This is a genomic window from Micromonospora sp. NPDC018662 (assembly GCF_044391475.1).
GTDB lineage: Bacteria > Actinomycetota > Actinomycetes > Mycobacteriales > Micromonosporaceae > Micromonospora.
Genome location: NZ_JBISAC010000015.1, coordinates 81,241 through 91,575, shown reverse-complemented (window position 1 = coordinate 91,575; position 10,335 = coordinate 81,241). Strand labels below are relative to the sequence as shown.

Here is a 10,335-nt window from a genome sequence, read left to right as displayed (position 1 = left end):
AACAATCGATCATGTTCTTTACCATAAAACTGTCGCAGTGCGTGCGAAAGGGACAGCGGTGAGTGACGGAGGGATTCCCCGCTCAGGGCCACCGCTGGTTCACTGTGCCGGCTATCGGACGCGCATCCGCCACGTCCCTCGACACGGGGAGCACCTCACCATGCCCGCAACCCGGCCACCACACCGACCGAGGACCGTCCCGCTCGCAGCAGCGGTCACCACGATCGTCACCGCCGTCGCCGTCCTGCCCGGCACGACCGCCGTCGCTGCTGCGGACGGCTACGCCGGAGCCATCCGACCGGTAACCGCCACCGGCACTTCCCTCGATGTCGAGGAAGCGCTGACAGAGGCGCGTCGGACCGGCCAGTCGGTGGAGGCAACCGCCGCTGGCACCTCCTCCTCGGTAGTCACGGCCCTGCCCGACGGTCAGATTCGCCTGACGCAGCACGCTTTGGCCACCCGCAAGAGGGTCGACGGTGCCTGGAAGGCCCTGGACGCGACGTTGGCCCAACAGCCGAACGGCACTATCACCTCAAGTGTGACGACCAACGAGGTGAAGCTGTCCCCGGGTGGAGAGGCCCCGCTGGCCACGCTCGTGTCCGGTGATCGCGTCTTCACCGTCGCAGCGCCGATGCCGCTGCCCCCACCAACCCTGTCCGGTGACACGGCCACCTACCGCAACGTGCTTCCGGACGTCGACCTGGTCGCCACGGTGAGCCGCAACGGCGGCTTCTCCCACGTATTCGTCGTCCGCACTCCAGAAGCCGCAGCAGATCCCGCCTTGGCCACCCTCGAGCTCGATACCCAGGCGACTGGTTTCACTCTCGACATCGATGCCGCCGGCAACATCGCCGGACGGGACCGCTCCGGAGCGACCGTTCTTTCCGCCCCTGCGCCCCTCATGTGGGACTCCAGTTCGGGACCCGTCTCAAAGTCCGCCGCGCGCAGCGGACTGTCGTCCAGCACCACCGCCATGCCCGGACGAGCGGCACGTACCGCGCCGATCAAAGTGCGGCTGCGGGACCGGCAGCTGCGCCTGACACCCGACCAAGACCTGCTGACCAGCGCGAAGACCAAATACCCGGTCTATATTGATCCGACCTTCACCTGGTCGCCGGCCGGATCCAGCCGAGGAGGCTGGGCCAGCATCTCCTATCAGCACCAGTCCACGAACTACTGGATGAACACCCCGGACCCGTACGACCGAATGCAGGTAGGCAACTCGGGGGTACAGCGGTCCAACACCTTGATCAACTTCACGGTACCGATCAGCACCCTGACGAACGCCGAAATCAATTCGGCCTACTTCAAGATCACAAATACACGATCTTATAGCTGCGACGACAAGCAGGTCAACGTCTACGCACCCGACACCGTGTTGAGCAGCAGCAATGCCACCTGGAATTACTGGGAAGGCCAAAGCGGCGGCCCATTGGCCGCCTCCAAGAGCTTCGCGTACGGATACACCGGCTGCGGAGCCAACGGCGTCTCCTTCGACGTCAAGACGCAGATCCAACGCGACGTCAGCAGCAGCCATAAGACCCGTACCCTGTGGATGAAGGCGGCGAACGAGGCCAGCGATGCGGAGAGCTGGAAGGAATTCTCGGAGACGAGCCCGATACTCGAGATCGAGTACAACCACAAGCCGAACAAGCCCGCCGGCTTGACCACCTCACCAAGGACCGCCTGCGCCGGAGGATCCACCGTCGGTGACGCGTCGGTGTCGCTCTACGCGCCGGTTTCCGACCGCAACGGTGGCGTCCTCGGGGTTTCCTTCCGGGTCACCCGCAAGAGCGACGGTGCGGTCGTGGCCACGTCCAACCCGAACCTGCTGACTTCGGCCTCGGGCGCCACCTCGGTGCTCGTCGTCCCACAGGCCACGCTGCGCCAGTACGCCGGCTACACCGGTCCGGGCACGGGCACGGTCACCGCCTTCACCTGGCGGGTCCAGGCAACGGACTTCCGCACCCCCAGCGACTGGTCGGACACCTGCACCTTCAACTTCGACCCCACCCGCCCCGGCCATCCTGAGGTGAGCAAGCCCCAGGGCGCCATCCTCGGCCAGCCGACGACCTTCACCATCACCGCAGCCGGCGGCACCACCCCGAGCGGTTACCTCTACCAACTCAACGCCGGCGCGCCGGTCCAGGTGCCCAACGCCGGCGCCGGTGGGACCACCGTGTCGATCCTGCCTACCCGCTACACCAACACCGTGACAGTCACCAGCCTCTCCCCCGGAGGCAACATCGGTGACTCCGAGAGCGTCACCTTCAACGCGGATCCCACCATCACCGCGGCTGACGGCGACATGACCGGTGACGACGTTCCCGACCTCCTGGCCACCGGCAGTGTCAACGGCCTGCCACCAGGGCTCTGGCTCACCGAAGGCGGCTCCGACGGTCCCGCCGCGCCCGCTACCAATATCGGCGCCAAGGGCAACGGGCTGACAAAACCCGGGTCATCAAAGGATTACAACGGCGCTCAAGCCATCACCGGCCAGTTCTCCGACTACGCGCTGCAAGACGTTCTCGTCTACTACCCCTCCGGACCCTTCGCCGGCGGCGGCACAGTCCTTCGCACCAACGGTGACGGGTCCGTCATCCAACCGTCCGCCGACGACACTCAGTACACGATCCAGCGGGAAGACCTCACCGACGAATCCGGACAGTCCCCCCTGCAGGTGGCCAGCGCCGGCGACGCCCGCCACACCGGATCGTCGCGCCACGATCTCATCGGCATCAGCGGCAACAACCTCGGCTACTACCTCACCTACTACCCGTCGGTAGCACCCGGCGCCTTCCAACAGGTCACCCGCACCTCCGCAACCACACCCGACGGCAACACCGACTGGAACAACTGGACCATCACCACCGCGCAAACCACCACCAGCACGGGCACCAGCACCGCCATGTTCCTCTGGAAACCCAGCACAGGGGCCCTGCACCTCTGGACCGACCTCAGCATCGACATCGACAACGGCCAGATGACCTACACCCCCTACACGATCGCCGCAGCCGACTGGAACAAGACCGCCGTCGTACGCCTCCGGGCCGCCGACATCACCAACGACGGACTCCCCGACCTCTGGACAATCGGCGACGGCGGCGTAACGAAGGTGTGGCGCCTGACCAGCCTCGCCGGCACCACCGGAACCATCACCGCCGACACAGACCGACAGATCCTCACCGCCAACCACGCCTGGCACCTCGGCGAGGCAACCGAAGGACCGGTCAGCAGCCTGCCCGCAGAGGACGCAGTCGGAACACTCGCCGCGACAGGCAGCGGAGCTGCGACCTGGCACTCCGGTGACCTCTTCGACCCCAGCATCGACCTCGACGGACTCAACAGCACCCTGACCACGCCGTCTTCAGCGGTGCCCACCAACGGCGAGTTCTCCCTCTCGGTCTGGGCGAAGCCCGACGCCGCAGGCGGCACCGTCCTCTCCCAGGACGGCGTCAACACCGCAGGCTTCAAGCTCTGGGCGGAGGCGAGTGACAACTCCTGGCGATTCGCCATGTCCCGCAGCGACGTCGTCAACCCAGCCTGGGACACAATCAGCAGCGGCGCCAACACCGTCCGGCTAGGCGTCTGGACAGAGCTGACGATCACCTACAAGCCCGCCAGCGGAAACCTCAGCAGCATGTACCTCTACATCAACGGACGCAACGTCGGCTCGGCGGCACACTCCACCACCTGGAACGCCGACCGGAGCATGCGATTCGGCAGCACACGAACCGGAACCAGCACAATCGGCAGCTACTTCAACGGCCAACTCTCCACGATCCAGACCTGGACCTCGGTCGCCCTCAACCCGACACCCGCCCCCCACGACCTGACCGGCGACGGCAAACCGGACCTCGTCACCGCGGACTCGTCCGGCAACCTCCACCTCCGCGCCAACACCGGCGGCACCGGCATGGCCACTTTCGCCGCACCCGTCAAGATCGGCAACGGCTGGGGCAGCCTACGATGGGACATCCACGACTGGACCCAAGACGGCCTCGCCGACGTCATGATGATCGACACCATCGGGAACCTGTGGGCGTACCCGAACGTCAACGGCGCACCCAGCTCCGGACGCCGCAAACAACTCGGCGTCGGCTGGAACGACTACACCCACGCCTCAGCCAACGCCAACACCTCACCACGACCCGACCACTTCGGCATCAAAAACTCGACCGGCGAGCTGTTCTACTACCCCAACGGCTGCTGCAAGGTACAAGTAGACGACACCGGCTGGTCGAACTACCGCATCTACCCCGCCGACTTCAACCGCGACGGTCTCGACGACCTCATCGCCATCGACCCAGCCGGATACATGTGGTACTACCCGAACACCGGACAAGCAGGACACGCCATGCTCGGGACGCGGAAGCAGATCGGCATCGGCTGGGACTCTCTCCGGGTAGCCATAGCAGACATCAACAGCGACGGGCTTCCCGACGCCGTCGCCGCAGCGTCAACCGGCCAAGCATGGGTGTACCCAGGCATGAGCACCATCAACTGGGGCACCCGATTCCAGGTGGCCAGCGATTGGAATACCACCGTGGTCAAGAATATCGGCTAAGACAACCAGGAAATCGGTCCGGTGTCTCGAGGTAAAGATCGAGGCACCGGATCTTCCGCCTAATCCATTGAGCGCCTTTCATGGTGGGTCTTGGCTGGGTCGGGCCATGATATAGGGCGAGGATGGCCTTGATGATCGCGGTGGCGCGTCGGGGGCAGCCGGAGCTCGGCCAGGATTTTCCAGCCCTTGAGGGTGACGGCAGCGCGCTCGCCGACGGCGCGGATCTTGGCGTGGCGCCGGTTGACGGTCTGCGTCGGCACGGATGAGGTCGGCTAGGTGGTTCAAAGGCGCGGCTAGGTCCGTTCGACTCCAAGTAGAAAACGACACTTCGTCGACACCGTTCCTGACGGTCATCCGCTAGGCGGTATAGCCAAGGGCGGGGGTTGGCAGTTCGAGCGGTACCGTCAACCTCACGATCGTTGTCCGACGTAAGTAGGTATCTGCGGTCAGAGGTAACGAGGGGAAGCAGAGCGGAGGTCGCGCTGCGGTTGCACGGCCGGTCCGACCGCCTCGCCGCGTGCGGTGCGGTGCGGTCGGAGCTGGTTCGCCCGGCACCGCACGCGGCTACTGGCCCCTACTCGGACGTGGGCCACGCGACGTGGTTCACCGGCGACCCCGCACCGCCGTGATCTGCCACCCTGGCCAGTGGATGGGGCTGGTTGGTCATGGCGGACAGCGCGTTGGCGACGTCGTGCAGATCGGCCTTGATGTAGGTGGTGGTAGAGGAACCGGGGCTGTCGGTGTGTCCGGCGTAGGCGCGAGCAATGCCGTAGCCGAAGTGCCGTTCCACCCAGGTCAGCGTGGTGTGGCGCAGCCAGTGGGTCGAGATGCCGTGCACGGCCACCCAGGGCAGGCGCGCGCCCAAGCGTTGCCACAGGTGGTCGTAGCGGCGGCTGGTGATCGGTTGGCCGTTGCGTGCGCGCAGGAGCGGATCGGCCGGCAGGACCGCGCCGCGGGCGTCGGCATGCTCCCGCAGGTGTCCGGCGAGGTCGAGGGTGATGGGCTGCCAGCGGACAGTGGATCCTTTCTCGGTGAGGCGGACGAGTCCGTTGGTGGTATCAAGGTCGACCAGCCGTAGGGCCAGGGCACCGCCGCGGCGGCACGCGGTCTCGGTGTGCAGGCGCAGGAGCAGCGCGTCCAGGATGACGTCGTGCCCGCTGGTGCGCGCTACCACGTTGATCTCCTTCAACTCGTGTGCGGTCAGCGCGCGGCGGGTGCCGGGTAGGCGTCGGGGTTTCGCGACGCGGTGCGCGGGGCTGGCAGAGGCGTCGATCAGTCCGTCGGCGATGGCGCATCGGTAGTAGGCGCGGGCGGCGGCGATGGCGTGCTCACCGGCGTGCCGGCCGTTGCGGCTGTTGCGCCGCGTCAGGGCGCTGGCGATCATCGCCTGTTTCAGGGCCTCGACGTCGCTTGCGGTGATGGTGTCCAAGGGCCGCTCGGGCCACGCGGCGGCCATCCGGTTCCAGTAGGTGCCGTAGGTGCGGCGTGCTCCGGGCCCGGCAGCGGCGATAACACGGGGCAGGTACTCGGCGACCGTCGGCAAAACGGCCGGCGTCACGGGGTGCGCTTGCAGATCGGTCACCGTGACGCCCAGGTGAGCCAGAACCTGGCGAGCGGCAGCGACGGCGGCGGGGTCAGCAGTCATCGCCGGCTGCCGGCAGGTGGGTGTGCAGGTCGGCAAGCAGGCGTACGACGGTGCTGACGGGATGCACCACGAGCAGCTCATGCGTGACGATGGCCGCGAGCAGCACGGGCTGACCGGGCTCGATGCGGCACAGTTGCCGGGCATTCGCCGGCAAGGGCAGGTCTCCTCGGCTGCCCACCTGGTGGCGGCCGTCGCTGGCCGATCGCATGACGAGCATGCCGTGACCCGGCTGAATGTCGAGGCGGTGGGACGGGGGCCAGCCCAGTGCGCGCAGAAGGTGCTGCGCGCTCACCCGGCCACAGCGTGCCGGACGAGCCATCCACAGCAACGGGGCCGCGCCGGTGATCGCCGACGGACAGACTCGGGCAGGAAGAGCCGGCATCGGCAGCGGACTTGGAACCGAACGCACGGGTAGGACAGCAGGTACGAGTGGACCGACGAGGTGTTCTTTCGGCTGGAGCGAACGTGTCATGGCCGAACAACTGCGTTCGCATAGCACGTGACGAGGAACCGCTCGTCCGGGGACCTCCTCCGGTCCCCCGACCTCTGCGGGCATGGAATCGCGACCGGCCTGCGCCGGGCCGAACGCCACCCGGCCGACGCCATCGGCGTCGCCGACATCGCCGCGGCCCGCAGCGAGCAGGCCGGCGGGCGGATCACCGTCACCGTGACCCACGTCGCCGGGTCGACCCACCGTTTCAGCGGCACCGGGATGGCCGGCGCCCGCACTGCCCAACTGTTCGCCCGGCTGCTGTCCCCGGCCGCCCCGCCCCGCGACACGGCCGCACCGCCTGCCGCAGCCACCGTCGCCGGCGGAGCCGACACCACCGCGTGACGCCTCGGCGCGACACGCCCCGACAGTCCCCGCGCGACCCGGCACATCGCGCCGGCGGCACGTCGCCGACGGGTCCGCACGCGGCGCGGACGACGATGACGGTGTTGCCCATGGCAGCCTCGAAGCCTGACGAAGAAACAGCCGAGCCGCCGCACGACGGCCGCGGTCAGGATCAGGCCGGTCAGGACTCGACGGGGACGGACGCCCGCAGCGGCTGTTCAGCCGGCAGTGACACAGAACGGCTGCGCACGCCACGGGCTCGCGACAGCGACCCGCCCTACACCCTCGACACGCACAGCAGAGACAACAGCCGCACCGCCGTCAGCGGCGTGGCCGGAGCACGAGGCGACCCGCGACCGGCGCGCACGCACCCGAGCCAGCGCCGCAACGTCCACACCAGCGCCGCGACGGCGAGCACGAGCAGCAACAGGCACGCGGTCACCGCCACACCCCCGCCATCGAGGGGCGGGTGATGCCCGTCGGCGAGAGCCGTCCGCACCGAGTCGACCCCGTCGATGACAGCCGCCGCGACCGCGGCGGCGGAGACGTCGCCGGAGGATACGGCGACAGCGGCCGGGGCCGTCGCCACGCCGGGCGCCGACGCGTCGGCTCCGGTGGCGCACTGCAGCGCGTGCAGGAACACCACCGCCGCGACGACGACCGCCACCGCGACACCGCGGTAGCCGCGCATCGCACCAGCCGGTCGAACCCACGTCACCAGCGCAGACTACGACACCTGCTCTTGGCTGACATCGCCGGTGTCACCGGCGGTACGGCACCACCCAGACAGTACAGCTACAGATGAATTCAGGACCTGATGTATCGTCTCGGGGTGCAGACGTTGACCCACGGGCAGATCCTCGCCCGCTTCGGCCATGCCCTGTCCGACCCGGTCCGCGCCCGGCTCCTGCTCGCCCTGCGCGACGGTCCCGGCTACCCGGCCGAGCTCGCCGACACCCTCGGCACCAGCCGGCAGAACCTCTCCAACCATCTGGCCTGCCTGCGCGGCTGCGGCCTCGTCGTCGCCGTGCCCGAGGGCCGACGCAACCGCTACGAACTCGCCGACTCCCGCCTCGCACACGCCCTGGGTGACCTGCTCGGCCTCGTCGTCGCCGTCGACCCCGCCGCCTGCCCCACCGCCGACCGCGACGGATGCTGCTGATGACCACGACACCCCTGTCCCTCGCGCCGACGACCGCCCGGCGCGCCGTGCTCACCCGCCGGATCCGCCTGTTCGTGGCCGCCACCATCACCTACAACGTGATCGAGGCGATCATCGCGATCACCGCCGGCACCCGCGCGTCCTCGACCGCCCTGATCGGCTTCGGCCTCGACTCGGTCATCGAGGTGTCCTCCGCCGCCGCGGTGGCCTGGCAGTTCTCCGGCGCCGATCCCGAACGCCGCGAACGCACCTCCCTGCGCCTCATCGCGGCCTCGTTCTGCGCCCTCGCCGCCTACGTCACCGTCGAATCCGCGCGCGCCCTCATCGGCGGCGACCGCGCCGAGCACTCCAGCGTCGGCCTCGTTCTCGCTGCGGTCTCCCTGGCGATCATGCCCCTGCTCTCGGCCGCCCAACGACGCGCCGGCCGTGAACTCGGCTCCGCCTCCGCCGTCGCCGACTCCAAGCAGACCCTGCTCTGCACCTACCTGTCCGCCGTCCTGCTGGCCGGTCTCGCCGTCAACTCACTGTTCGGCTGGTGGTGGGCCGATCCCGCCGCCGCCCTCGTCATCGCCGCCGTCGCCGTCAAGGAAGGCCGGGACGCCTGGCGCGGCGACGCCTGCTGCGCCCCGACCACCGCGCGGAGCGCGACCCCGACCACCGGCGGCTGCGCCGATGGCTGCTGCAGCGGCTAACGTCAGCCTTTCCCCACTCTCGCGACCCGCCCTGGTGGGTGCTACGCCAGCGGATGAGGTTGGCCGGTGAGGGCGGCCAGGGCGGCGGAGACGGCCTGCAGGTCGGCTTTGATGTAGGTGGTGGTGGCGGGTCCGCGGCGGTCGGTGTGTCCGGCGTAGGCGCGGGCCACACCGTAGCCGAAGTGGCGCTCGACCCAGGTGAGGGTGGTGTGGCGCAGCCAGTGGGTGGTGATGCCCTGGGCGGCGACCCACGGTAGCTGTCGGCCGATGCGGGCCCAGAGCAGGTCGTAGCGGCGGTAGGTGGCGGGTTGGCCGTTGCGGTAGCGCAGGAGTGCATCGGCTGGTGCGGCGGCTCCTCGGGCCCGGGCGTGGTCGGCGAGGCGCTCGGCGAGCATCGGGGTGATGGGCTGCCAGCGTTGCGTGCCGCCCTTCTCGCACAGGCGGATCAGCGCGTGGTCGGTGTCCAGGTCGATCCGGCGTAGCGCGAGAGCGCCGCCGCGTCGGCATGCCGTTTCGGTGTGCAGGCGCAGCAGCAGTGCGTCGAGCACGGTGTCGTTGCCGCCGCTGCGGGCGGCGGCGTTGATGTCGGACACTTCGTCGGGGGTGAGGGCGCGGCGGGTGTTGGGCAGCCGGCGGGGTTTGCGGACCCGGTGGGCGGGGCTGTCCACTGCGGTCAGGTACCCGTCGGCGATGGCGCGGTTGTAGAAGGCGCGGGCTGCGGCGATGAGGTGCTCGCCGGCGTGCCGGCCGTTTCGGGAGTTGCGGCGAGGGCGGGCGCCAACCACGGCCTGTCGGATGAGGGCTTCGAGGTCGCTGGCGCGCACCGCGTCGATGCGCCGATCGCCGAGGGCGGCTGCCATGCGTCGCCAGGAGCTGCCGTAGGTGCGTCGGGTGCTCGGGCTCGCCGCGGCGACGACAGCAGGAAGGTACTCGGCGACCGTCGGCACGGCCGGCGCGTCGGTGCCGGTGAGGTCGGCGGCGGTGAGGCCGAGGTGCTCCAGCAGCGCTCGGGCGGTGGCGACACGATCGGGATCCGTGGTCATGAGGGCTCTCCGAGGATGCGGGCATGCAAATCGGCCAAGACCGCGGTGATGGTGTGTGAGGGGTGCACGACAATGCGGTTGCGGCGGGGCAGGGCAGCCAGGAGCACGGGTTCGCCGGGGGCGATGCCGCACAGGTGGCGGGCGGCGGCCGACAGCGGCAGTTCCTCGCGGGTGCCCACGACATGCGCACCGTGCGCGGCCGGGGTGATGAGGATGGCGCCGGTCACGACGTCGACGTGCAGCGCGAGGCCCGGTGTCCAACCCAAGGCCCGCAGCAGTGCGCGAGCGGTGACCCGGCCGGCGGCGTCGGGGCGAGCTACGTCGAACAGCACGCCGTCGCCGTCACGAGCGGTGGGCGCGGGCAATGTCGGCAGCGGCGCCGGCTCCGGCG

At 69.1% G+C, this 10,335-nt stretch carries 9 protein-coding genes and 1 pseudogene; 4 read left to right on the top strand and 6 right to left on the bottom strand.

Translation table 11 applies throughout. From position 1 onward, the window contains the following. Nucleotides 1-160 precede the first annotated feature (160 nt). Complete coding sequence (locus ACH495_RS29530) at nt 161-4,567, top strand: FG-GAP-like repeat-containing protein (protein ID WP_396860980.1); 4,407 nt, start codon at nt 161-163, stop codon at nt 4,565-4,567. 106 nt (nt 4,568-4,673) lie between these two features. Here ACH495_RS29530 and ACH495_RS29525 read toward each other — a convergent pair. The 3 genes and pseudogenes from ACH495_RS29525 to ACH495_RS29515 all read right to left on the bottom strand — a co-directional run. Continuing rightward, nucleotides 4,674-4,818 (bottom strand): annotated as a pseudogene (locus ACH495_RS29525) (IS5/IS1182 family transposase); the annotation flags it as partial. A 323-nt stretch (nt 4,819-5,141) separates the two neighbouring features. Then, complete coding sequence (locus tag ACH495_RS29520) at nt 5,142-6,212, bottom strand: tyrosine-type recombinase/integrase (RefSeq protein ID WP_396860979.1); 1,071 nt, start codon at nt 6,210-6,212, stop codon at nt 5,142-5,144. Then, nucleotides 6,202-6,504, bottom strand: a complete 303-nt coding sequence (locus tag ACH495_RS29515) for a hypothetical protein (RefSeq protein WP_396860978.1) — start codon at nt 6,502-6,504, stop codon at nt 6,202-6,204. Before ACH495_RS29515 ends, ACH495_RS29520 begins: the two co-directional genes overlap by 11 nt. 207 nt (nt 6,505-6,711) lie before the next feature. Between ACH495_RS29515 and ACH495_RS29510 the strand changes: the two genes are divergently transcribed. Beyond that, a complete protein-coding gene (locus tag ACH495_RS29510; RefSeq protein WP_396860977.1) occupies nt 6,712-7,047 on the top strand; it encodes a hypothetical protein in 336 nt (111 codons plus the stop codon). A 277-nt stretch (nt 7,048-7,324) separates the two neighbouring features. Here ACH495_RS29510 and ACH495_RS29505 read toward each other — a convergent pair whose 3' ends face one another. Further along, nucleotides 7,325-7,765 (bottom strand): hypothetical protein, encoded by a 441-nt coding sequence (locus tag ACH495_RS29505; RefSeq protein ID WP_396860976.1) that lies wholly within the window; start codon nt 7,763-7,765, stop codon nt 7,325-7,327. A 99-nt stretch (nt 7,766-7,864) separates the two neighbouring features. Here ACH495_RS29505 and ACH495_RS29500 point away from each other — a divergent pair, with 99 nt between their 5' ends. Together ACH495_RS29500 and ACH495_RS29495 are read left to right on the top strand one after the other, a co-directional pair. Then, nucleotides 7,865-8,209 carry an ArsR/SmtB family transcription factor gene (locus ACH495_RS29500; protein WP_396860975.1) on the top strand — a complete coding sequence of 115 codons (345 nt, stop codon included), beginning with the start codon at nt 7,865-7,867 and terminating at the stop codon, nt 8,207-8,209. After that, entirely contained in the window at nt 8,200-8,901 is a 702-nt protein-coding gene (locus tag ACH495_RS29495; protein ID WP_396860974.1) for a cation transporter, read from the top strand. The genes ACH495_RS29500 and ACH495_RS29495 overlap by 10 nt, the downstream gene beginning before the upstream one ends. A 41-nt stretch (nt 8,902-8,942) precedes the next feature. Here ACH495_RS29495 and ACH495_RS29490 read toward each other — a convergent pair whose 3' ends face one another. Both ACH495_RS29490 and ACH495_RS29485 read right to left on the bottom strand, forming a co-directional pair. Next, the gene (locus ACH495_RS29490; protein WP_396860973.1) at nt 8,943-9,944 is read right to left on the bottom strand and encodes a tyrosine-type recombinase/integrase; all 1,002 of its coding nucleotides are present in this window, start codon (nt 9,942-9,944) and stop codon (nt 8,943-8,945) included. Further along, entirely contained in the window at nt 9,941-10,276 is a 336-nt protein-coding gene (locus ACH495_RS29485; protein ID WP_396860972.1) for a hypothetical protein, read from the bottom strand. Before ACH495_RS29485 ends, ACH495_RS29490 begins: the two co-directional genes overlap by 4 nt. Between the last annotated feature and the right edge of the window lie 59 nt (nt 10,277-10,335).